At 67.5% G+C, this 22,132-nt stretch carries 25 protein-coding genes and 1 other RNA gene; 11 read left to right on the plus strand and 15 right to left on the minus strand.

Features of this window, described 5'->3' with window-relative positions; translation table 11 throughout:
- Nucleotides 1–256: 256 nt before the first annotated feature.
- Nucleotides 257–1,513, minus strand: coding sequence for a 6-phosphofructokinase (locus tag ABE546_RS18020; RefSeq protein ID WP_346464628.1), 1,257 nt, complete (start codon nucleotides 1,511–1,513; stop codon nucleotides 257–259).
- 141 nt (nucleotides 1,514–1,654) lie between these two features.
- On the opposite strand from ABE546_RS18020, the gene ABE546_RS18025 reads away from it, so the two are divergent.
- The 3 genes from ABE546_RS18025 to ABE546_RS18035 all read left to right on the plus strand — a co-directional run bounded on the left by ABE546_RS18025 (nucleotide 1,655) and on the right by ABE546_RS18035 (nucleotide 4,508).
- On the plus strand, nucleotides 1,655–2,218 hold the full coding sequence (locus ABE546_RS18025) for an adenylate kinase (protein ID WP_019183836.1): 564 nt from the start codon (nucleotides 1,655–1,657) through the stop codon (nucleotides 2,216–2,218).
- Between the two features lie 334 nt (nucleotides 2,219–2,552).
- Nucleotides 2,553–3,917, plus strand: a complete 1,365-nt coding sequence (mpl, locus tag ABE546_RS18030) for a UDP-N-acetylmuramate:L-alanyl-gamma-D-glutamyl-meso-diaminopimelate ligase (RefSeq protein ID WP_313209179.1) — start codon at nucleotides 2,553–2,555, stop codon at nucleotides 3,915–3,917.
- A gap of 12 nt (nucleotides 3,918–3,929) precedes the next feature.
- Nucleotides 3,930–4,508, plus strand: a complete 579-nt coding sequence (locus tag ABE546_RS18035; protein WP_313209180.1) for an LON peptidase substrate-binding domain-containing protein — start codon at nucleotides 3,930–3,932, stop codon at nucleotides 4,506–4,508.
- Between the two features lie 53 nt (nucleotides 4,509–4,561).
- On the opposite strand, the gene ABE546_RS18040 is transcribed toward ABE546_RS18035, so the two are convergent.
- The gene (locus ABE546_RS18040) at nucleotides 4,562–6,565 is read right to left on the minus strand and encodes a VTT domain-containing protein (protein ID WP_313209181.1); all 2,004 of its coding nucleotides are present in this window, start codon (nucleotides 6,563–6,565) and stop codon (nucleotides 4,562–4,564) included.
- A gap of 102 nt (nucleotides 6,566–6,667) precedes the next feature.
- Here ABE546_RS18040 and ABE546_RS18045 point away from each other — a divergent pair, with 102 nt between their 5' ends.
- Nucleotides 6,668–7,330, plus strand: a complete 663-nt coding sequence (locus ABE546_RS18045) for a serine/threonine protein kinase (protein WP_346464629.1) — start codon at nucleotides 6,668–6,670, stop codon at nucleotides 7,328–7,330.
- A 69-nt stretch (nucleotides 7,331–7,399) separates the two neighbouring features.
- On the opposite strand, the gene ABE546_RS18050 is transcribed toward ABE546_RS18045, so the two are convergent.
- Nucleotides 7,400–8,071 (minus strand): hypothetical protein, encoded by a 672-nt coding sequence (locus ABE546_RS18050; protein ID WP_346464630.1) that lies wholly within the window; start codon nucleotides 8,069–8,071, stop codon nucleotides 7,400–7,402.
- Between the two features lie 117 nt (nucleotides 8,072–8,188).
- Between ABE546_RS18050 and ABE546_RS18055 the strand changes: the two genes are divergently transcribed.
- Both ABE546_RS18055 and ABE546_RS18060 read left to right on the plus strand, forming a co-directional pair.
- A complete protein-coding gene (locus tag ABE546_RS18055) occupies nucleotides 8,189–9,007 on the plus strand; it encodes an NAD(P)-dependent oxidoreductase (protein WP_313209184.1) in 819 nt (272 codons plus the stop codon).
- A gap of 82 nt (nucleotides 9,008–9,089) precedes the next feature.
- Nucleotides 9,090–10,055 (plus strand): YiiG family protein, encoded by a 966-nt coding sequence (locus tag ABE546_RS18060; protein WP_346464631.1) that lies wholly within the window; start codon nucleotides 9,090–9,092, stop codon nucleotides 10,053–10,055.
- A gap of 42 nt (nucleotides 10,056–10,097) precedes the next feature.
- On the opposite strand, the gene ABE546_RS18065 is transcribed toward ABE546_RS18060, so the two are convergent.
- Nucleotides 10,098–10,970 (minus strand): ion transporter, encoded by an 873-nt coding sequence (locus ABE546_RS18065; RefSeq protein ID WP_313209186.1) that lies wholly within the window; start codon nucleotides 10,968–10,970, stop codon nucleotides 10,098–10,100.
- Nucleotides 10,971–11,035: 65 nt separating this feature from the next.
- Here ABE546_RS18065 and ABE546_RS18070 point away from each other — a divergent pair, with 65 nt between their 5' ends.
- Complete coding sequence (locus ABE546_RS18070) at nucleotides 11,036–12,265, plus strand: acetylornithine transaminase (protein ID WP_313209187.1); 1,230 nt, start codon at nucleotides 11,036–11,038, stop codon at nucleotides 12,263–12,265.
- 60 nt (nucleotides 12,266–12,325) lie between these two features.
- Here the strand turns inward: ABE546_RS18070 and ABE546_RS18075 are convergent, their stop codons facing one another.
- Nucleotides 12,326–12,937 carry an HAD-IA family hydrolase gene (locus tag ABE546_RS18075; protein WP_346464632.1) on the minus strand — a complete coding sequence of 204 codons (612 nt, stop codon included), beginning with the start codon at nucleotides 12,935–12,937 and terminating at the stop codon, nucleotides 12,326–12,328.
- Nucleotides 12,938–13,050: 113 nt separating this feature from the next.
- On the opposite strand from ABE546_RS18075, the gene azu reads away from it, so the two are divergent.
- Complete coding sequence (gene azu, locus ABE546_RS18080) at nucleotides 13,051–13,509, plus strand: azurin (RefSeq protein WP_313209189.1); 459 nt, start codon at nucleotides 13,051–13,053, stop codon at nucleotides 13,507–13,509.
- A gap of 128 nt (nucleotides 13,510–13,637) precedes the next feature.
- On the opposite strand, the gene hemL is transcribed toward azu, so the two are convergent.
- Nucleotides 13,638–14,927, minus strand: coding sequence for a glutamate-1-semialdehyde 2,1-aminomutase (hemL, locus tag ABE546_RS18085; protein ID WP_313209190.1), 1,290 nt, complete (start codon nucleotides 14,925–14,927; stop codon nucleotides 13,638–13,640).
- 15 nt (nucleotides 14,928–14,942) lie between these two features.
- Complete coding sequence (gene thiE, locus ABE546_RS18090) at nucleotides 14,943–15,575, minus strand: thiamine phosphate synthase (protein WP_346464633.1); 633 nt, start codon at nucleotides 15,573–15,575, stop codon at nucleotides 14,943–14,945.
- A 72-nt stretch (nucleotides 15,576–15,647) separates the two neighbouring features.
- On the opposite strand from thiE, the gene ABE546_RS18095 reads away from it, so the two are divergent.
- On the plus strand, nucleotides 15,648–15,839 hold the full coding sequence (locus tag ABE546_RS18095) for a rubredoxin (protein ID WP_313209192.1): 192 nt from the start codon (nucleotides 15,648–15,650) through the stop codon (nucleotides 15,837–15,839).
- A gap of 31 nt (nucleotides 15,840–15,870) precedes the next feature.
- Here the strand turns inward: ABE546_RS18095 and ABE546_RS18100 are convergent, their stop codons facing one another.
- The 8 genes from ABE546_RS18100 to ABE546_RS18135 all read right to left on the minus strand — a co-directional run bounded on the left by ABE546_RS18100 (nucleotide 15,871) and on the right by ABE546_RS18135 (nucleotide 19,954).
- Nucleotides 15,871–16,716 (minus strand): tetratricopeptide repeat protein, encoded by an 846-nt coding sequence (locus ABE546_RS18100; RefSeq protein WP_123730293.1) that lies wholly within the window; start codon nucleotides 16,714–16,716, stop codon nucleotides 15,871–15,873.
- A gap of 62 nt (nucleotides 16,717–16,778) precedes the next feature.
- Nucleotides 16,779–17,231: a DUF192 domain-containing protein gene (locus ABE546_RS18105; protein WP_123730294.1), complete on the minus strand. Its 453-nt coding sequence runs from the start codon at nucleotides 17,229–17,231 to the stop codon at nucleotides 16,779–16,781.
- Nucleotides 17,232–17,276: 45 nt separating this feature from the next.
- Nucleotides 17,277–17,924 carry a ribose-5-phosphate isomerase RpiA gene (rpiA, locus tag ABE546_RS18110; protein WP_346464634.1) on the minus strand — a complete coding sequence of 216 codons (648 nt, stop codon included), beginning with the start codon at nucleotides 17,922–17,924 and terminating at the stop codon, nucleotides 17,277–17,279.
- Between the two features lie 26 nt (nucleotides 17,925–17,950).
- Nucleotides 17,951–18,427: an EVE domain-containing protein gene (locus tag ABE546_RS18115; RefSeq protein ID WP_346464635.1), complete on the minus strand. Its 477-nt coding sequence runs from the start codon at nucleotides 18,425–18,427 to the stop codon at nucleotides 17,951–17,953.
- A gap of 13 nt (nucleotides 18,428–18,440) precedes the next feature.
- Nucleotides 18,441–19,040: a 5-formyltetrahydrofolate cyclo-ligase gene (locus ABE546_RS18120; protein ID WP_346464636.1), complete on the minus strand. Its 600-nt coding sequence runs from the start codon at nucleotides 19,038–19,040 to the stop codon at nucleotides 18,441–18,443.
- Nucleotides 19,041–19,119: 79 nt separating this feature from the next.
- Nucleotides 19,120–19,304: non-coding RNA, 6S RNA (gene ssrS / locus ABE546_RS18125), on the minus strand.
- Nucleotides 19,305–19,436: 132 nt separating this feature from the next.
- A complete protein-coding gene (locus ABE546_RS18130) occupies nucleotides 19,437–19,736 on the minus strand; it encodes a cell division protein ZapA (protein WP_313213077.1) in 300 nt (99 codons plus the stop codon).
- Complete coding sequence (locus tag ABE546_RS18135; RefSeq protein ID WP_019183857.1) at nucleotides 19,733–19,954, minus strand: TIGR02449 family protein; 222 nt, start codon at nucleotides 19,952–19,954, stop codon at nucleotides 19,733–19,735. Before ABE546_RS18135 ends, ABE546_RS18130 begins: the two co-directional genes overlap by 4 nt.
- A gap of 165 nt (nucleotides 19,955–20,119) precedes the next feature.
- Between ABE546_RS18135 and ABE546_RS18140 the strand changes: the two genes are divergently transcribed.
- Both ABE546_RS18140 and ABE546_RS18145 read left to right on the plus strand, forming a co-directional pair.
- Nucleotides 20,120–20,668, plus strand: coding sequence for a UPF0149 family protein (locus tag ABE546_RS18140; protein WP_121039475.1), 549 nt, complete (start codon nucleotides 20,120–20,122; stop codon nucleotides 20,666–20,668).
- Between the two features lie 7 nt (nucleotides 20,669–20,675).
- The gene (locus tag ABE546_RS18145; RefSeq protein ID WP_346464637.1) at nucleotides 20,676–22,001 is read left to right on the plus strand and encodes an aminopeptidase P N-terminal domain-containing protein; all 1,326 of its coding nucleotides are present in this window, start codon (nucleotides 20,676–20,678) and stop codon (nucleotides 21,999–22,001) included.
- Nucleotides 22,002–22,132 lie beyond the last annotated feature (131 nt).

Consider the following 22,132-nt stretch of genomic DNA (forward strand, 5'->3'; position numbering starts at 1 on the left):
GCCAGCGGCCGGCACTACCTGAGCGCCGGACAGCCCGACGATGCCGGCCAGCGGCCGGCACTACCTGAGCGCCGGACAGCCCGACGATGCCGGCCAGCGGCCGGCACTACCTGAGCGCCGGACAGCCCGACGATGCCGGCCAGCGGCCGGCACTACCTGAGCGCCGGACAGCCCGACGATGCCGGCCAGCGGCCGGCACTACCTGAGCGCCGGACAGCCCGACGATGCCGGCCAGCGGCCGGCACTACCGGGTCGATTACGCCTCGAAGGCAGGCAGCTTCTTCTTGACTGCCACGTTCTTCAGCGTCACGTACTTCGGCAGCCCATCGGACCCGTACGGCAACGGGGCTTCCCCCTTGATCAGCGGGGCGAGATAGGCGCGGGCCTTGTCGGTGATGCCGAAGCCATCGCGGCGGATGAAGCCGGCCGGCATCTTCTTCTCGTGGTTGGCCACCTTGTGCAGCGGGGCCGCTTCAATCTTCCAGCGGTAAGGCGTGTCGCTGGTGCGCACGATCACCGGCATCACCGCGTTCTGGCCCTTCAGCGCGAACTGCACCGCCGCCTTGCCCACCGCCTGTGCCTGCTCCCAGTCGGTCTTGGAGGCCAGGTGGCGTGCCGAGCGCTGCAGGTAGTCGGGCAGGGTCCAGTGGACCTTGTAGCCCAGCCCATCCTTGACCCGCGCGGCCAGCTGCGAAGCCACGCCACCGAGCTGGGTGTGCCCGAACGAATCGGTGCCGCCGCCCGCATCGGCGACGAAGCGACCGTCGGCGGTCTGGATGCCTTCGGAGGCGACCACCACGCAGTAGCCCACGCGCTCGACCACCTGTTTCACTTTGGCCAGGAACGCCGCTTCGTCATACGCGCGCTCGGGCAGCAGGATGATGTGTGGGGCGTCATCGGCGCCCTGGCCGGCCAGGCCCGCAGCCGCCGCGAGCCAGCCGGCGTGGCGGCCCATCGCCTCGTAGACGAATACCTTGGTCGAGGTCTCGGCCATCGCGGCCACATCCAGTGCTGCTTCGCGTACGGAGACGGCGGTGTACTTGGCGGCCGAGCCGAAGCCCGGGCAGGTATCGGTCACGGCCAGATCGTTGTCGATGGTCTTGGGCACGCCGATGCAGGTCAGGTCGTAGTCGAAGGCCTTGGCCAGCTGGGAGACCTTCCAGGCGGTATCGGCCGAATCGTTGCCGCCGTTGTAGAGGAACCAGCGCACGTCATGGGCGCGCAGCACCTCGAGCAGGCGCGCGTACTTATCGCGGTCGGCCTCCAGCGATTTGAGCTTGTAGCGGCACGAGCCAAACGCGCCGCCGGGGGTATGGGCGAGGGCGGCGATGGCGGCGGCGGTCTCCTTCGAGGTATCGATCAGGTCCTCGCGGAGCGCGCCGAGAATGCCGTTGCGCGCGGCCAAGACCTTGATTCCTTTGGCCCTTGCGGTGCTGATGACCGCCGAGGCGGTGGCATTGATGACGGCGGTGACGCCGCCTGACTGGGCGTAGAGCAGGGTACCGTTGGACATGATGCGACCTTGGTCTGGGGGAAGGACATTGCAGAGACATTACCGGTATGGGGTAAAGTGCGCGTATTGCGGTGCAGCGTGATTGTGGACAATCCCGGGGCGCGCGCCCTTCCATTTTCTTACCAAGTTGGAGTCAGGTTGATGCGATTGGTTCTGTTGGGACCGCCCGGTTCGGGCAAGGGGACGCAGGCGACGCGCCTGAAGGAACATCTCTCGATTGCGCACATTTCCACCGGTGATCTGCTGCGCGCTGAAGTCGCCGCCGGCACCGAGCTGGGCAAGCAGGCCAAGGCTGTGATGGATGCCGGCAACCTGGTGTCCGATGACATCCTGCTGGGCATGCTCGAGTCGCGCCTGGGCCAGGACGATGTGGCCAAGGGCTTCATCCTCGACGGTTACCCGCGCAACGTGGCCCAGGCCAACGCGCTGGACAGCCTGCTGGCCAAGATCGGCCAGCCGCTGGATGCCGTGGTGCAGCTGGACGTGCCGACCGAACTGCTGGTCGAGCGCATCGCCGGCCGCGCCGCCGAACAGGGCCGCGCCGATGACAATCCCGAATCGGTGCGCCAGCGCCTGCAGGTCTACAACGACCAGACCGCGCCGGTGGTGGATTTCTACGCTGGCCGCGGCACCCTCGCGCGCGTTGATGGCGTGGGCGAACTGAACGACGTGGAAGCGCGCATCCGCGCCGCGATCCAGGCCTGATGCGGGTCGGTGCCGCTACGGCGGCACCGCGCCGGCTGTACGTTTGCCGGCGCCGCAAACACACACGCCCGGCCCCCGAAGGGACCAGGCGTGTGGTTTGAAGGTGCCAGCGAGCGGGCTTGCTCAGAGCCCCGCAGCATGAGCCCCCCTGGGGATGGCCTCTTGGGGAGTAGGACCAATGGGGTACTGCGGCTGGCCAATAGAATTGTGTCCGTCTTCACAGTATGGCGCTATCGGGAATTCCCCGACACCGCGCTGGATTTTTCTGATAGTCGACTAGGAGTTGTCTGACGGCGATCTCCATCGACGGTGGCGATCGGCGACAATCGTACGCATGAGCACGATCCACATTCTTGGCATTGCAGGCACTTTCATGGGCGGCGTGGCCGCACTGGCGCGCGAGAAGGGCCATACGGTCCGCGGCAGCGATCAGGCGATCTACCCCCCGATGTCCACCCAGCTCGAACGGCTGGGCATCGCCCTGGATCCGGGCTACCGCGCCGACAGCGTGGCGCCGGACTGCGACGAGGTGGTGATCGGCAATGCGCTGTCGCGTGGCAACCCCGCCGTGGAAGCGGTGCTGGATGCAGGCCAACGCTACATCTCCGGCGCCCAGTGGCTGTCCGAGCAGGTGCTGCCGGGCCGCGATACCCTGGCGGTCGCCGGCACCCACGGCAAGACCACCACCACCACCATCCTCACCTGGCTGCTGCACAGCGCCGGGCGTGAACCCGGCTTCCTGATCGGTGGCGTGGCCGAGGATTTCGGCGTCTCCGCGCGTGTGGGCAGCGGCCGTGAGTTCGTGGTCGAGGCCGATGAGTACGACACCGCGTTCTTCGACAAGCGCAGCAAGTTCGTGCACTACCGGCCGCTGGTGGCGATCCTCAACAACCTCGAATACGACCACGCCGATATCTTCCCGGACGTGGCCGCGATCCAGCGCCAGTTCCACCACCTGATCCGCACCGTGCCCGCGCGTGGGCGCCTGATCGTCAACGGCGAAGATGCCTATCTCGCCGACGTGCTGGCGATGGGCTGCTGGACCCCGGTGGAGCGCTTCGGTTTCGATCCTTCGCTGGAATGGCATGCCGAGCTGGTGGAGGCCGACGGCAGTGTGTTCGTCGTGCACCATCGCGGCGAGCGGGTCGGTGAGGTGCGCTGGTCGCTGCTCGGCCGCCACAATGTCCTCAACGGGCTGGCCGCCCTGGCTGCCGCGCATGCGGTCGGCGTCGAGCTGGCCACCGTGATCCCGGCGCTGGCCGCGTTCCGCAGCGTCAAGCGCCGCATGGAAGTGATCGGCCAGGCACGCGACATCACCCTCTACGACGATTTCGCGCATCACCCCACCGCGATCCGTACCACCCTCGAAGGCCTGCGTGCCAAGGTGGGCGATGCCCGCATCGTGGTGGCCATGGAGCCGCGCAGCAATTCGATGCGGCTGGGGGCACACGCACAGGCGCTGGCGCCCTCGCTGGACGGTGCCGACGCGGTGGTGTTCCTGCATCGCCCGGAACTGGCCTGGGATGCGGCGAGCGTGATCGCCGCCGTCCGGGGTGAGGCCCATGCCGTGCCCGATACGGATGCGCTGCTGGCTCAGCTGGGCGCGATCGCAGCGCCGGGTGACCATGTGGTGTTCATGTCCAACGGCGGTTTCGACGGGGCCCCGCGCCGCTTCCTGGCGCAGCTGCAGCACCCCTGAGGGACGCGGGCCATGACCGACACCGCTTCACTGCCCCTGTTCCCGCTGCACACCGTGCTGCTGCCCGGCGCGGCGCTCGGCCTGCGGGTGTTCGAACGCCGCTACCTGGACATGCTGCGCGAATGCAGCCGTGCGGGGACTGCCTTCGGGGTGTGCCTGATCCTGGACGGTGAGGAGGTCGGTGCGCCGGCATTGCCGGCCGCCTACGGGGTCGAGGCGCGGATCGAGGATTTCGACGTGGGCGCCGATGGTGTTCTGGTGCTGCGCCTGCGCGGCCAGCGCCGCTTCCATGTGGATCACACCCGCGTGCGCGACAACGGGCTGATCATTGCCGAAGTGACCTGGTGCGCCGCCGACAGTGACGATGAACTGCAGCCCGAACACGCGCTGATGGCCACCGTGCTGGAGCACATCATCGAGCAGGCCGGCGCGGCCTTCGCACCGGTCAGCCCGGCGCAGATGGAGCAGGCCAGCTGGGTTGGCTGGCGCCTGGCCGAACTGCTGCCGCTGCAGGATGCGCAACGCCTGCAACTGCTGCAACACGATGACCCGCACCAGCGCCTGCAGGCGCTGCTTGACTGGATGCCGTAACGCGCGGTTCCCCCCGCGTTACGCCCCCTCGGCCGGGTAGCTCCGGCGCTGCATCACTCGGCCGGTGGCATGCGCACGCGCAGCACCGGCATCTCGGTGTCTGGATGGGTATCGACCTGCTGCGGCAGCCCGTCCAGTGCCTGGCGGACCGCATTGAGCGACGGGTCGATGCCACGCATCGGCCGCCACATCCCGATCAGCTTGAAGTGCTGCTGGTAATGCAGCGTCTGCGCACTGCCCAGCCACAGCGGTTCATTGTCCGGCGCCGCCAGGCGTGCCGGTGCCGGCCACAGGCGCAGCGCGAAGATCTCATTGGGCGCATTGCCAGCCCGCAGCATCAGCAGCGATTCGACCTGGGTATCCAGCGTGGCCGGCAGTACCGGCACCTTGTCCTTGTCGGAGGACTTGTCGAGCATCAACAACGCCTGCTCCCAGCCCGCCTGGGGCTGCACGCGCCAGCCCTGGCTTTCCAGCCGGCGCTGCAGCGGCGCCAACGGACCGGCCACCTGCACATCCAGCGGCCAGCGCTGATCGTCGTCGAACTCATTGCGACGCGAGGGCAGGTGCTGCCATTCGGTCGTCCACCAGGCCTGGGCATCCAGCGGCGCCGGGGTCGGCTGGGCAGGCTCGAAGCGCGCCAGTTTCACCGGGATGTTGCGTGGGGCATACCAGAGCGCGGCGATGGCGAAGGTGCCGTAGAACAGCCATGCCACCGGCTTGACCCAGAACGAGCGGTTGAACCGGCGGCGGTAGGCGATGCCCAGCACCAGCAGCCAGAACAGGCCGAACAGCATGCCGCCGATCACATCGCTCAGCCAATGCGCGCCGAGGTAGATGCGGGCGAAGCCGATCAGGCTGACGATGATGCCCGACAGCAGGTAGGGCCATACGCGGGTGCGCCCCGGCAGTTCACGGGCGATCAGCACGGCGAAGAAGCCGAAGGTGATCGTGGCCATCGTCACCGACACGGACGGGAAGCCGAAGCCGCTGCTCGCATCCGGCGGGCGGACCACGTCCACCGTCGCACCGAGCAGCTTGCACAGCGCCAGCCCGAAGGCGAGCGCGGCCAGCCAGTGCGCGGCCGCCATCCAGCGCCGGCGCCAGACCAGGTAGCCCATGCCTGCCGCGGTGGCCGGCAGCAGGACCTGCCAGGCGCCCAGCGAGGCCAGCGCGGCCATCGGGTAATCGGCCAGCGGATTGCGCAATGCCAGCATCGCGTGGTGCACGGCCAGATCGACCATCAACGGCTCGCCGTGGGCGACCACCGCCATCAACAGCACGAACCAGCCCCAGCCGAGCAGCAGCAACATCACCGCCAGCATCGCCAGCGGCACCGACTCGCGCCGCTGCGGGTCGAACACGGCGACCGAGTAACGGCCCAGCGTCGGGTGACGCTGCGACCAGGCCAGCAGGCTGGCCAGCCAGCTGTCCATGCGCGAGGCCGACCAGCGGTAGCCATACAGCACGATCGCCCACACCAGGCCCATGATCACGCCGAGCAGGGCCAGCACCATCACCAACCGGCCGGCGACCGCGGCGACCGCGTCGTAGGCCTCGCCCAGCACCCAGCCGGGCGCCAGGAACAGGACGGCCCAGGACAGGCTGGCGATGCCGCTGGCCTGGATATAGCGCGACAACGGCATCTTCATCATGCCGGCGATGGCCGGCACGAACGGGCGGATCGCGCCGACATAACGCGCCACCAGGATGCTCTTGAAGGCATTGCGGCGGAACATCGTCTCGCCGCGATCGAGCAGCTGCGGGTATTTGCTGAAGGGCCAGAAGCCCCGCAGCCGATCGCCCCAGCGCCGGCCTACCCAGTAGCTGATGCCGTCACCGGCGAATGCGCCCAACGCCGCGCAGGCCACGGCATACGGCCCGGAGATCTGGCCCAGGCCGATGAACACCCCGACCGCGAACAACAGCGGCAACGCGGGCACGATCGCGCCCAGCACGATGACCGCATCGCAGAAGGCAATGAGGAAAATGACCGCGCCGGCAAGCACGGGGTGAGCTGAGATCCACGCAAGCGTGGCATCGATCCATGACGAGTCCATCGGGGGATTATAGGGGGGGCAAAGTGACTGACTGCCCGCCAGAGGCCGGGAATGTGCGGCATCTGCAGTGAATGAACGCGATCACCCGCCTAGAATGGCGGCATGACACGCCCTGCCGATCCCGCCCCGACCGCCCTCAAAGCCGACAGCTTCGGCCGCATCCTGCTGATGGAAGAGGATGGCCAGCGCTTCGTGCGCCGTGACCTGGAGGCAACGCCGTGGTGGTTGCGGGCACCGGCGTGGTGGCTGGCCCGGCGCGAGGCACGCGCGCTGGCGCATCTGGATGGCATGCCGGCCACGCCGCGGCTGCTGCGCTGGAACGGGCGCTGGCTGGACCGCAGCTTCATGGCCGGAGATGCCATGTACCAGCGTCCGCCGCATGGCGACCTGGCCTACTTCCGCGCGGCCCGACGTCTGCTGCAGCAGGTGCATCGCCACGGCATCGCACACAACGACCTGGCCAAGGAGGCCAACTGGCTGGTGCGCGAAGACGGCTCGCCGGCCCTGATCGATTTCCAGCTGGCGGTGATCGGCAACCCGCGCTCACACTGGATGCGCCTGCTGGCCCGCGAGGACCTGCGCCATCTGCTCAAGCACAAGCGCATGTACTGCCGGCAGTCGCTGACCCCGGTGGAAAAGCGGCTGCTCAAGCGCACCTCGTGGGTGCGTGATCTCTGGTTCCGCACCGGCAAGCCGGTCTATCGCTTTGTCACGCGAAAGATCCTGCACTGGGAAGACAACGAAGGGCAGGGTCCCAAGCCGTGAGCGCAGGCAGCGCGCACGCGCCGCAATGACCGGGCGAGCGCCCGGCAGACGCTGACCACGCGCAGCTGATCAGCGCAGATCGAGGATCTGCTTGCCGGCGAAGCGGCGTTGCGCATCGAAATCGTAGGCGACCCGCAGCACCCCATCCTCTGCACACGCATGGCAGGTGCGCAGCGGCGTGGTGTAGATCAGGCGCACGCCACCGTTGGGCAGTGCTTCGCTGCCGCTGGCTTCGGCCGGGGCAAACGGTGAGGCATCCGGGTGTGCATCCAGGAACGGTTTGACGGTGGCATCGGCGCGCGACATTTCCGGCAGCACGTCCGCATCCACATCCACCGTGTGCCCGGCGCTGTCGACCAGCAGCGTGCCTTCATTGGTGTTGGCACGGAACGGGTATTCGATGGTGGCGATGCCCACGCCGTCCTGGTCCCGCCATGCGCTCACGTAGCCGGGATTGCCCTGCGCCCCCAGTTGATGGGCGGCGGCGATCGCCTGCGGGCTGGCCTTGGCGGCCTGCATCGCCTTGGACAGGCAATCATCGGCGACCGGTGCCTGGCCACGGCAGGCATCGACCTCGCCGTCCCAGATCGCCGCTTCGCCGAACGGGGAGGTGCCCCCGGCGGTGCCCGGGACGGTAGCTGCGTTCTGCGTCGCGGAGGCGGCAGGATCGCCAGCGGGTTGGCAGGCGCCAAGGGCCAGCACCAGGGCCAACGCGGTCAGGGGAAGGCGGATCGCCGTCATGTCGCTCATTCCGTGCAGAACGTGAACGCCCAGTATCGACGCGGCGCATGAATCCGGCGTGTGCGCCGGGGCGGCATAATGCGGATTCCCTGCACCCGCATCCAAGGAATTCCGCGCATGGCCAGTCTGCAAGGCAAGACCCTGTTCATCACCGGCGCCTCGCGCGGCATCGGCCTGGCCATTGCGCTGCGTGCGGCACGCGACGGCGCCAACATCGCGATCGCGGCCAAGTCCTCGGTGCCCAATCCGAAGCTGCCCGGCACCATTCACAGTGCCGCCGAGGCGGTGACCGCCGCAGGCGGGCAGGGGCTGGCACTGAAGTGCGACATCCGCGAAGAAGACCAGGTGCGCGCGGCCGTCGCTGCCACCGTGGACACCTTCGGTGGCATCGACATCCTGATCAACAACGCCAGCGCGATCTGGCTGCGCGGCACGCTGGACACGCCGATGAAACGCTTTGACCTGATGCAGCAGGTCAATTCGCGCGGCAGCTTCCTGTGCGCGCAGGCCTGCCTGCCGCATCTGCTGCAGGCGCCCAACCCGCACATCCTCACGCTGGCGCCGCCGCCGACGCTGGACCCGAAGTGGTGGGGCCCGCATACCGGTTACACGCTGGCCAAGATGGGGATGAGCTTCGTCACCCTCGGCCTGGCGGCCGAGTTCGGCCCGCAGGGCGTGGCCGTCAACGCGTTGTGGCCGCGCACGGTGATCGCTACCGATGCGATCAACATGATTCCCGGCGTGGACATCCGTGGCTGCCGCACGCCGGCGATTCTGGCCGACGCCGCACACGCGGTGCTGTGCCGTGAGGCGGCCGGTTTCAGCGGACAGTTCCTGCTCGATGACGAGGTGTTGGCGCAGGCGGGCATCACCGATCTGAGCGGCTACGCCGTCGATCCATCGCGCCCGTTGATGCCGGACCTGTTCCTGGAGTGACGCGCGTTCGCTGCGCGCGATGACAATAGCTGCACACACTGGCCTGCTATGGTGCGTCCCCCCAATTGGTATGGACACTCGCATGTCATCTCGCACACGGACCGCGCCGCTCGCCGCCGCCATCGCATTGATCAGCCTGCTCGGCGCCTGCAGCAAGGGGCCGGGCAGCGTCGCCGATACCCAGGGCGTGGAGAAGGTGAACGCCTACATCGCCTGCTTCAACGCCGTTGAACAGCCGATCCACGAAGGCTTCCAGCAGTACATCGGCTGGATGCAGGACCCCGAGGCCGGCCCGACCGGCAACGAGAAAAAGGTGCGTGGGCCAGGTACGGTGCTGTCGCATCGCGTGGAGGCATGCAATGCCCCGATGGTGGCGGCGCTGGCGATGACGCCGGCGGAGCCCGAGCTGGATCCGGCGGCAAGCGCTTACCAGAAGACGTTCGTCGACCTGTATGCCCTGATCGAGCAGGCCGACCGTTACTACAGCCGCGAGGACTACCTGCGCGATGACCATGCCGGCATGCGCGCCCAGCATGCGCCGTTGATGAAGGCCTATATGGCGTTCTTCGATGCAGGTACCGCACTGGATGCCGCACTGGAAAAGCGCGAAGACGAACGCCGTGCCGAACAGCTCAAGGAGATTGAAGCCTCCGAAGGCCGCTCGATGGCGTACTACCAGATCAAGATCCTCGGCGACGGCAAGCAGCTGGCCCAGCTGCTCAACAGTGACACGCCTGATCTGGCCGTGGCCCGCACCCAGCTCACCGCGTTCCAGGCGCTGCTGCAGCACGCGCAGGAGGACAAGGTCGGCAAGGGCGATGCGATGTGGGGGCACGTGGAGCGTGCGGCCGATGCGCTGGCCCGCGATGCCGGCCGTCGCATCGAGCGCGTGGAATCCAGGACGCCCTACACCCGCAGCGAGCAGATGCTGATCGAGAGCGGCGGCCGGATCAACAACCCGCAGGGCTCGGCCGAAGCGTTGCTGGTCAGCTACAACGACCTGGTCGACATGAGCAACCGCCTGGCCCAGACCAGCGGCGCACGCTGAGCGAACGCGGGGCCGGCTGCCAGGCGGCCCGCCCCGCGTTGATCAGACGTTGAAGACCGGGGGCAGTTTCTCGCCGCAGTGTCGGCAATGCACGGCATCCGGTTCGTGGCCTTCCAGCCCGCAGTGCGGGCAGCCGCGCGCATCCCGGCGCGCGGCATGCTCGGCATCGCGCATGGTATTGGCCAGTTCGGCGGTGTAGATGCCGGTGGGTACGGCGATGATGCTGTAGCCGATCAGGATCAGCACCGAGGTGACGAAGCGGCCCAGCACGGTCTGCGGCACGATGTCACCGAAGCCCACCGTGGCCATGGTCACCACCGCCCAGTACATGCTGCTGGGGATGCTGGTGAAGCCGTGGTTGGGGCCTTCGATCACGTACATCATGGTGCCGGCGATGATGGTGATGGTGATGACCGTGAACAGGAACAGCAGCACCTTGCGCCGGCTGCGCCACAGTGACTCCATCAGCACGCCGCTTTCTTCGATGTAGCGGGTCAGCTTGAGGATCCGGAACACCCGCAGGATGCGCAGCGCGCGCACCACCAGCAGGCTCTGCGCGCCGGGAATGAACAGCGACAGGTAGGTCGGCAGGATCGAGGCCAGATCGATGATGCCCCAGATGCTGAATGCGTAGCGCAGCGGGCGTTTGACCACCACCAGCCGCAACAGGTACTCGGCGGTGAACAGGATCGTGAAGCCCCATTCGAGCACGTAGAGCCCGTCGGCATAGGCCGCATGGAAGCGCTGCACGCTGTCGAACATGACCACCACCACGCTGGCGACGATCGCGTAGACCAGCAGCAGGTCGAAATTGCGCGAGGGCCGGGTGTCGTGGCGGTAGATGATGTCGAACCACTGGCGGCGCCAGCCGGATTCGGTGGCGGGGTTGAGCTGGGGGGCAGTGAACGGTCGCATGGGGCGCATTGTGCCCCACCGGCCCAAAGCGCGAGAATGGGATCTTTCCTGAGCCGTTGACTGCCATGACTGCCGCTGCCACCGATCCGCTGTTGTCCCTGTCGCATTACTACCTGCCGGTCTACAAACCGCGCCAGGTGGTGCTCGAACGTGGCCAGGGCGCGCGCGTCTGGGACAACCAGGGCCGTGAATTCATCGATCTGGCCGCCGGCATCGCGGTGTGTGGCCTGGGCCACAACGATCCGGACCTGAAGGCCGCGCTGATCGAGCAGGCCGGCAAGTTGTGGCATACCAGCAACGTGTTCTACAGCGAGCCGCCGCTGCGCCTGGCCGAAGAACTGGTCACCGCCTCGCGCTTCGCCGAGCGCGTGTTCCTGTGCAACTCCGGCGCCGAAGCCAATGAAGTGGCGATCAAGCTGGTCCGCAAGTGGGCCTCCTCGCTGGGCCGGCCGGCGCATCAGCGCGTGATCGTGACCTTCCGCGGCAGCTTCCATGGCCGCACCCTGGCCGCGGTGACCGCCACTGCCCAGCCGAAGTACCAGGAAGGCTACGAGCCGCTGCCCGGTGGCTTCCGCTATGTCGACTTCAATGACGAGGTCCAGCTGGAAACCGCGATGGCCGCCGGCGATGTCGCGGCGGTGATGCTGGAGCCGATCCAGGGCGAGGGCGGCGTGATGCCGGCCAAGCCTGGCTTCCTGCAGCGCGTGCGCGAGCTGTGCGACCAGCACAACGCGCTGGTGGTGCTGGATGAGATCCAGGCCGGCATGGGCCGCACCGGCACCTTGTTCGCGCATTGGCAGGACAACATCAAACCGGACATCGTCACCCTGGCCAAGGCGCTGGGCGGCGGCTTCCCGATCGGCGCGATGCTGGCCGGCCCGAAGGTGGCCGAGGTGATGCAGTTTGGCGCGCACGGCACCACCTTCGGTGGCAATCCGCTGGCCGCCGCCGTCGCCCGGGTGGCGCTGCGCAAGCTGTCCTCGCCGGAGATCGCGCACAACGTGAGCCGTCAGTCGCAGGCGCTGCGCGATGGCCTGGGCAAGATCAACGACGAGTTCAAGGTGTTCAGCCAGGTCCGCGGTCGCGGGCTGATGCTGGGCGCGGTGCTGGACAAGGATTTTGCCGGCCAGGCCGGTCCCATCCTCGACCACGCCGCCGAACACGGCCTGCTGACCCTGCAGGCCGGGCCGGACGTGCTGCGCTTCGTGCCGTCGCTGAACATCACCGATGAGGAAATCGCCGAAGGCCTGAAGCGTCTGCGCGCGGCCGTGCAGTCGTTCATCGCGTCGCGGTAGAGCCGACCGTTGGTCGGCTGCTGTTGTTGTGGCGCGGGCGCAGCCGACCGTTGGTCGGCTCTACCCCAGGGCGTACCGTTTGATGACCTTGCCGAACGCGCGGCTGTCCGTCGCGGTCTCGGCCGGCAGACCGGCCAGCCGAGCCCCGCGCACGTTGACGAACAGGTCATCGATGAACAGCGTGCGCTCGGCGCGCGCCCCCAGCAGCGTCACCGCCTTGGCGAATATCGCCGGATCCGGCTTGCGCCCGCCCAGCGCACCGCTGCACAGGATGCGGCCGTGCAGGGCATCGGCCAGGGTGGGAACAAGCTGTGGAATCGTCTGCGCCATCAGCGCGCCGTTGTTGGTCAGGATGCCGATCGGCAGTGCCTGCGCGATCCGCGCCACGCGTTCGATCACCCCTGTTTGCGGTGCGCACGCGGCGATACGCGCGGCCTGCCACTGCGCGATGCTGATCGTGGTCTGCAGTGCATCACCCAGTCGCTGCAGGTAGGCGTCCGTGGCCATGCCGCTGTCGTAGGCGCGCTCCAGCCCAGTGTCGAACAGCGCCGCCTGCACCTGCGCCGCACTGCAGCCGACGCTCGCGGCCAGATGGCGCACACGCAGGTGCCGCGCATAGCGCACCAGCACGCCATCGAAATCCAGCAGCAGGCACTCGATCACATGCGGCATGGGGCCGTCTCGTCCAGATCCAGTGCTGACCGTAACCCACCCAGTGCCTGCGCTGCGACATCGCGTCGCACGTCGCCTGCACGGGCGGTCACTAGAATCGCGGGGACTGCCTGATGGAGATCGCCTTGAAACTGCTTGCCCCCGTGTTGCTTGCCGGCCTGATGCTGGCCCCAGCCGCCCATGCGCGTGTCTGCGCGATCGCCATCGACAGTACCGACCAGATGAGCTTCAGCCAGAAGGAACTCAAGGTTGCCGCGGACTGCTCCCAGGTGAAGCTGACCCTGCGCCACACCGGCAAGCTCGCCGCGACCGCGATGGGCCACAACTGGGTACTGACCCGCGCCGCGGATTACCAGCCGGTGGCGATGGCCGGCATGCGCACCACGTTGGCCGACAGCTACCTGCCCAAGGGCGATGCACGCGTGCTGGCGCACACGCCGGTGATCGGCGGGGGACAAAGTACCAGCGTCACCTTCTCCACCGCCAAGCTGACCAAGGGCGGCGACTACACCTTCTTCTGCTCGTTCCCCGGCCATTTCGCGATGATGAAAGGCCGTTTTCTGTTCGGCTGAGCGCCGAAAACGGCCGGTAGCTACCGACCATTGGTCGGTAGACGCCGTGACGACCAACGGTCGTCACCTACGCGGGGTGATCGGTACGCACGCCGTGACGACCAACGGTCGTCACCTACCGCGTTCTATCAGCCCTTGACGACCTTGAAGGCTTCGCGCGCGGCTTCGAGCGTCGCATCGATGATGCTGTCGTCATGGGCGCTGGACAGGAAGCCGGCTTCGTATGCGGACGGGGCCAGGAACACGCCGCGCTCCAGCATCGCGTGGAAGAAGGTGTTGAAGGCGGTGATGTCGCACGCGGTCGCCTGCGCGTAGGTCTCCACCTTCTGGTCAGTGAAGAACAGGCCGAACATCGCGCCGACCTGGGTGGTGGTCACTGCCACGCCTGCATCGGCCGCCGCTGCTTCCAGCCCTGCGCACAGGCGCGCGGCCGAAGCACTCAGGCGATCATGGAAGCCCGGTTCCTGCACCAGTTCCAGCATCGCCAGGCCGGCTGCCATGGCCACCGGATTGCCGCTCAGCGTGCCCGCCTGGTAGATCGGGCCAGCCGGGGAAATCTGCGACATCAGCTCGCGGCGGCCACCGTACGCACCCACCGGCATGCCGCCGCCGATGATCTTGCCGAAGGTGGTCAGGTCCGGGGTGACGCCGTAATGCGCCTGCGCGCCACCGAGGGCCACGCGGAAGCCGGTCATCACTTCATCGAAGATCAGCACCGTGCCGTACTGCGTGCACAGTGCGCGCAGGTGCTGCAGGTAGCCCTCTCGCGGCGGGATGCAGTTGGCGTTGCCGACCACCGGCTCGATGATCAGCCCGGCGATGTGCTCGCCCTGTTCGGCGAACAGCGCCGTGGCGGCCTCGAAGTCATTGTAGGGTAGGGTCAGGGTGAGTTCGCTCAGCCCGGCCGGGACGCCTGGCGAGGTCGGCACGCCCAAGGTCAGCATGCCGCTGCCGGCCTTGACCAGGAACGAGTCGCCATGGCCGTGGTAGCAGCCTTCGAACTTGACGATGCGGCTGCGGCCGGTGGCACCGCGTGCCAGCCGGATCGCCGACAGGGTGGCCTCGGTGCCCGAGTTCACCATGCGCACCATCTCGCAGGACGGCACCAGCCGGGTCAGCGTTTCGGCCATGGTCACTTCGGCTTCGCACGGCGCGCCGAAGGACAGGCCGTTGCCGATCGCCTGCTTGACCGCCTGGCGCACGGCGGTGTGGTTGTGGCCGACGATCATCGGGCCCCAGGAGCCGACGTAATCGATGTAGCGGTTGTCGTCCACGTCATACAGATAGGGGCCATCGGCGCGCTTGACGAAGAACGGCTCGCCGCCAACCGACTTGAACGCGCGCACCGGCGAGTTGACGCCACCCGGCAGAAGCTTCTGGGCGCGGGTGAACAGGGCGTGGGACTGGTCGTGGTTCATGGAGTGTCCTGGGTCTTACGGAAACTGGGCGAGGAAGGCGCGCTGGGCGGCAACCGGGTCGGGGGCGGCGAAAATGCCGCTGACCACGGCCACCAGGTCGGCACCGGCCGCGATGATGGGACCCACATTGTCCGGGCTGAGCCCGCCGATCGCCACCCGCGGCACGCCCAGTGCGGCGCTTTGCCGCAGCAGGTCCGGCGTGGCACGGCTGGCGGTGACCTTGGTGGTGGTGGGGAAGAACGCGCCGAAGGCCACATAAGTGGCGCCTTCGGCCACGGCACGCGCGGCATTGGCCAGCTGGTCGTAGCAGGACGCGCCGATGATGGCGTCGGGCCCCAACAGGGCACGCGCCGCGCCGATGTCGCCGTCGGTGCCGCCCAGGTGCACGCCAGCGGCGCCCACGGCATGGGCCAGCGCCGGGTCGTCATTGATGATCAATGGCACGCCGTGCTGCCCGCACAGCGCCTGCAGCGCGGTCGCCTGCCGCAGGCGCAGGGCGGCATCGGCGGTCTTGTTGCGGTACTGCAGCCAGGTGGCCCCAGCCGCCAGCAGCGGCGCGGTGCGCGCCAGCAGTCGTGCGGTATCGGGCTCGTCGGGGGTGATGAGGTAGACGCCGCGGGGCGGCGTGGGGGCTGAAGCGTGATTCATCAATGGCTACCGGTAGCGCAACGGGAGTGGGACAATGAACGCTGTCAGCTCTTGTCCTGCCGTGATTATCCGATGACCGACGCAACCGCCACCACCTTCCGCACCTGGATGTGCGTTGTCTGCGGCTTCCTGTACCGGGAAGAGGACGGGCTGCCGGAAGAGGGCATCGCCCCGGGCACGCGCTGGGACGACATTCCCGATACCTGGACGTGCCCGGACTGCGGCGTGACCAAGGATGATTTCGAGATGGTCGAAGTCGACTGAGACACCAGCCAGCCGCCATGTCGCGGCGCCGTCAGTGCAGACGCGGCACCACGCCACCGAGGCCGACAAGCTTCTCACGAACGAACTGGGCATCGCTGGCCTTGGCATTGCGCTTGAGATACAGCCCCAGGTCGCTGCGCGCGCCGGCCTCGTAATCCAGCTGCAGGTAGGCCATGCCGCGGTCACGCAGGGCGTCGTCCTGCTCGGGCGCCAGCTTCAGCAGGCGGTCGGCACTGCGCGCGGCGCGGTCCCATTCGCCGCGTTCCACGTACACGCCGTGCAGGTTGCGCAGCATCCGCATCAGGATCGCGCGTGCCGGGGCCGGGTCCAGGATCTGCGCGAGCACGTCGTCGTCGGGCACTTCACCGCCCAGGTGTGAGCGTGCGCGTTCGCGCAGTTCCTCCACGCCCAGTGGTCGGCCGCCGTTGAACGGGTCCATCACCAGCACGCCGTCGTTGAGCGGCAGGCGCACCAGGAAGTGCCCCGGGAAGGACACCCCGTCCAGCGGGATGCCGAGCCGGCGCGAGACTTCCATCTGCACCAGCGCCAGCGAAATCGGATTGCCCAGGCGGCGTTCGAAGACCTGGTTCAGATAGCTGTTGCGTGGGTCGTAGTACTCGCCGTGGTCGCCGCTGTAGCCCAGCTCGTCGAACAGGTGGCGGTTGACCGCGGCGATCTTCAGCGGCCACATGTCGATCGTGGCGATCTCGGTGCGCAGGTGGTCGGCGTGACTCTGCAGGACCGCGTCGTAGACGGCGGGGTCCAGATCCGGGTATTCGTCCCGGGCGATCAGCAACGCCGTCGGCAACAGCGGCAGCGCCTCGTCATCCAGCTCGGCCAGTGAGTCCCACGTCGGCAATGTGATCTGCCCCTGCATGGGACAAGACTGGCGACAAACGCGCCGCGATTCAAGGGCGCGGCGCGTTTATCGGTGCCCTTTTACTTGCCGTCGGCGATGCCGGGGCCGAACGTGAGTTCGGTGCCGTCCTTGAGCGCCATCTTTTCGGCCTGCCCGGCGTTGAGTTCCAGCACGTAGCGGGCCGGTTCGCTGCTGGGGTAGGGCGGGCAACGATCGCCGGCCGAACACGGCGGCACATCGCGCTGCTGGCTGACCAGGCGGCGCTGCGCATCGAAGTACAGGATGTCCAGCGCGATCTTGGTGTTCTTCATCCAGTACGCCTGCAGTTCTTCGCGTTCGTGGATGAACAGCATGCCGTGGTCCTCGGGCATCTGGTCGCGGAACATCAGCCCGCGGGCGCGGGTGTCGTCATTGGTGGCCAGTTCAACGTGGTAACGGTTGCCGTCCAGCTCCACCCAGTGGCGGGCGTTGGTGCTGGCGCAGCCGGTCAGGGTGAACAGCAGGAGCAGGGGCAGCAGGCGCAACAGGGACATGGGCGTACCTCGTTGGGGTGGCCGGCGCACAGGCCGGCCACGGGGTCAGATCACGATCGGCGGCTCACCGCCGATGATCACCACATCGGCCGGGCGGCGCGCGAACAGGCCGACGCTGACCACGCCCGGCAGCTGGTTGAGCTCGCGCTCCAGCTTGACCGGATCGGTGATCTCCAGGTGATGGATGTCCAGGATCACGTTGCCGTTGTCGGTGACCACGCCCTCGCGCCAGGCCGGCTGGCCGCCGGTCATGTCCATGATGCGGCGGGCGACCAGGCTGCGCGCCATCGGGATCACTTCCACCGGCAGCGGGAACCTGCCCAGCACCTTGACCTGCTTGCTCGGGTCGATGATGCACACGAAGCGCTCGCTGGCCTCGGCGATGATCTTCTCGCGGGTCAGCGCGGCGCCGCCGCCCTTGATCAGGTTCTTGTTGCCGTCGCACTCGTCGGCCCCGTCCACATACAGCGACAGGTTGCCGGTGTGGTTGAGCTCGAGCACCTCGATGCCGTGCTGCTTCAGGCGCGCGGTGCTCTGGTCCGAGCTGGACACGGCGCCCTTGATGCGGTGCTGGATCTTGGCCAGGGCATCGATGAAGTAGGCCACGGTGGAACCGGTGCCGACCCCCACGATCATGCCGTCTTCGACGTATTCAATGGCTTTTTCAGCGGCCAGGCGCTTGGCTTCGGACATGGCGGGCAACTCTTGGAGGAAAGGGGTCAGTGCTTTTCCAGCGACAGCAGCAGCTTCCACTGCGCAGCGGTCACCGGGAGGATCGAGAGACGGTTGCCGCGCGCGGTCAGCGGGAATCCTTCGCCCAGCGCATCGGCGTGCAGCTTGATCTCATCCAGCGAAATGGTGTCGCGCAGTTTGCGTTCGAAGGCCACGTCCACCAGCATCCAGCGCGGTTCTTTGCGGGTCGCCTTGGCGTCGTAATAGTCCGATCCGGGATCGAACTGGGTGTCGTCCGGATAGGCCTCGCTGGCCACCGTGGCCAGCCCGACGATCCCCGGCACCTTGGTGTTGGAGTGGTAGAACATCACCCCGTCGCCCACCTTCATGCCATCGCGCATGAAGTTGCGCGCCTGGTAGTTGCGCACGCCGTTCCAGGGCTCCCGGCCCACGCGCTGCAGATCATCGATGGAAAAAGCGTCCGGTTCGGACTTCATCAGCCAGTAGCGCTTGCGTGCGGTCATGCGGAGTCTTTGATTACTGTCGGTGCCGACCGTTGGTCGGTACGCAGACAAGGGTGGAGACGTCGGTGCAGATCGCATCCACCGCGACGTCCCAGGGGTACACCGGCAGGTCATCGACCTGCTGGACCGAGAAGCCGACCCCGACCAGCCACGGCGGCGCCGGGCGCTGGTGGCGGAATGCGAAGCTGCGATCATACCAGCCGCCTCCCATGCCCAGCCGCCGGCCCTGTGCGTCGAAACCAACCAGCGGCGCCACGACCAGCGCCATCTGCTCCGGTGCGAGCGTGTCGTCCAGCGCGAGATCGGGTTCGGGGATGCCGAAGCGGTTGGTGGTCAGTGCCTGCCCCGGGCGCCAGGGCGCGAAGCGCAGCGTCTTCTCGTGCAGGACCGGCAGGCAGTAGGTCAGGCCGGCGGGCAACTGCATCTGCCAGCGGTGCAGCGCGATTTCCCCATCCATCGCCCAGTAGCCGGCGACATGGCCCTGCGTGGGCGCGAAAGGAAGGGCGAGCAGGCCATCGGCCAGGTGTTCGGCGGCGGCCAGGCGCACGGCGGCGGGGAGATCACGGCGGCGTTGGCGCAGCTGCTGGCGCAGTGCGGAGCGCGGGTCGGTCATGCCTGGGTCCGGAGCGTGCGGGGGAAGCGGATAAAACAAGAGCGACGTCCCAAGGGAACGCCGCTCTTGCTGGAATATTGCATTCTCCGCCGTGACGATGCATGCGAAACGACCTTGAACCCGGGGTTCAAGTGGGTACGCTGGGGTTCCATCGGGCTTCCCGCTACAAGGCGGACTTGCACTCCCGGCGCCGTCGCGCACCCGTGGTCGTAATTAAGGGACAAGGCGAATGTTTGCACACGCCGTCGTTCACAGCAGAGAACGCAACGAGGATTATAGCCCTCTTGTGCGATTCGGCCAGTCCGTTCGTCGGTCGAATTGCACTTCAATTCAGATCGATGAAGACCATGCGATGCACTTGTGCAATCGACCACCGCGTGGAACCGGTCGCGTGGATCAACCCGCGTTGTCGAACGCCCGATCCAGGCGGCGATTGAGATCGCTCAGCGTCTGCTGCAGGGCAATGGCCTGCCGGGCGTGCTCATCGCGCAGCTGCTGCAGCTCGTGGGCCAGGTTCAGCGCGGCCAGCACCGCGACCCGGTCGACCGCGGCCATCCGGTTGCTGCCGCGGATCTCGCGCATCTTGGCATCCAGCAGCCGGGCGGCGGCGGTCAGGCTCTCGCGTTCCTCGGCCCCCACCCCCACCGTGTATTCACGATCCAGGATGCGGACACTGACCGGTTCGGTCTGGCTCATGTGTGCTGCTCCAGGGACTTGAGGCGGGTGATCATCGCTTCGACCCGGGAGCGGGCCTGCTCGTTCTTGGCCAGCAGCTGGGAGCGCTCGGCCACCAGCTGTTCCTGCTGATGGCGCAGGCTGCGGTTCTCGTCGGCCAGACGCTGGTTGCGCTCAAGCAACGCCTCCACGCGGGCGGCGAAGGCCTGCAATTGGGCGATGGCGTCGGCGGGTTCCATGTCCGGCACCATAGGCAAGGGCGGACGGGGCGGTCAAGCGAATAATGACGGGGCCTGCCGGCCGTCGGCCCACCGGTGCCGGGGCAGGGCCTCGGGCGGGCCATGGCAACCCGGTGGACACAGGTGGATTGCTACACTGTGGCGCTCACAAACCGTAGCCCCAAGATGACCGAACTCCCGAGTGTCGACGACGTAAACCAGGCCAGCCAGGCCCTGGGCCTGGGCGCCAGCGCCGCTGAACTGCACGGCGGCCTGTGCGGCTGGCTGTCCGCCGGTGGTGCGCCGGTGCGTGAATGGCCGGCCCGCGTCCTGGCCGATGACAACCTGCCGACCCCGGCCGAAGGAGACGCCCTGGCGCGCCTGCTCGATGCCAGCGTGGCGCAGATGGAAGACCGCGATTTCGCTTTCGAACTGCTGCTGAGCGATGCCAGTGATACCGCCGCGCAGGCCGATGCGCTGTTCACCTGGGCGCGCGCGTTCCTGGGCGGCTTCGGGCTGGGCTCGGGCCAGAACCGGCCGGCCTTGTCCGAAGAGGGCGATGAAGCCCTGACCGATCTGGCCAAGCTGGCCCAGGCCTCCAGCGAAGACTTCGAAAGCGGCAACGACGACGACGAAGACGCGCTGGCCGAGATCGAGGAGTTCATCCGCGTGGCGGTGCTGCTGCTGCACGGTGACTGTGTCATGGCCGCGCGCCACCGGCAGCGCCTGAACTGAGATGGATATCCGGCAGCTGACCGGCATCTCCGCCGCCGAATACACCCGCCGCCGCCAGCAGTTGATGGAGATGGCCGGCGATGACGCCATCCTGGTGCTGCCGGCTGCATCCGAGCGCGTGCGCAGCCTGGATACGCATTATCCGTTCCGCCAGGACTCGGATTTCTGGTACCTGAGCGGCTTCCCGGAACCGGAGGCCGTGCTGGTGCTGATCCCGGGCCGCCGCCATGGCGAGGTGATCCTGTTCTGCCGCGAGCGCGATGCGGACCGCGAAGCCTGGGATGGCGCGCGCGCTGGCCAGGAAGGTGCGGTGTCGCAGTACGGCATGGATGACGCCTACCCGATCGACGATCTGGACGACATCCTGCCCGGCCTGCTGGAAGGGCGCTCGCGGGTGTACTACCACTTCGGTCGCGATGCCGAGTTCGATCTCAAGCTGATCGGCTGGGTCAACCGGGTACGCTCGCAGGTGCGGCATGGCGCGCAGCCACCGCATGAATTCCTGGAACTGGGCCACCTGCTGCACGAGCAGCGGCTGTTCAAATCGACCGCAGAAATCGCGGTGATGCAGCGCGCCGCCGACATCAGCGTGCAGGCCCACCGTGCCGCGATGCACGTGGCGCGGCCGGGCATCCACGAGTACGAACTGCAGGCCGATCTGGAGCGTGTGTTCCGTGCCAATGATGCGTGTGCGGCCTACAGCAGCATCGTCGGCGCCGGTGCCAACGGCTGCATCCTGCATTACCGCGACAACAACGCGCGCTCGCACGATGGCGATCTGGTCCTGATCGATGCCGGTGCCGAGTACCGCGGCTACGCCAGTGACATCACCCGTACCTTCCCGGTCAACGGCCGCTTCAGTGCCGAGCAGCGCGCGCTGCATGACCTGGTCGGTGCGGCGCAGGCGGCGGCGCTGGCCCAGGCCCGCCCGGGCAATGCGTACGAAGCCGGCCATCTGGCCGCCGTGGAAACCCTGACCGACGGCCTGCTGCGGCTGGGCCTGCTCAAGGGCACGCTGGAAGAGAACATCGCCGAAGCGCATTACCAGCGGTTCTACCGGCACAAGACCGGGCACTGGCTCGGTCTGGACGTGCACGACGTCGGCGATTACCGGCTGGCCGGGGATTCGCGGATGTTGGAGCCGGGCATGGTGTTCACCATCGAGCCGGGCCTGTATGTCTCACCGGACGACCGCAGCGTGGAAGCGCGCTGGCGCGGTATCGGCATCCGTACCGAAGATGACGTGCTGATCACCGAGGACGGCCATCAGGTGCTGACGGCTGCGTTGGCACGCAGTGCCGATGAGATCGAAGAAGAAATGGCGAAGCGCTGATCCGCTTCAGGGTAGAGCCACCCCATGGGTGGCGGCGGGGTGCGTGACGAAGGCACCGGTGGCCGTGCGGCGCATCACACCGGTAGTGCCGGCCGCTGGCCGGCTCCTCATGGAATCCAGGCATCGTGAGG

The sequence above is a fragment of the Stenotrophomonas sp. TWI377 genome (assembly GCF_039674525.1).
Classification (GTDB): domain Bacteria; phylum Pseudomonadota; class Gammaproteobacteria; order Xanthomonadales; family Xanthomonadaceae; genus Stenotrophomonas.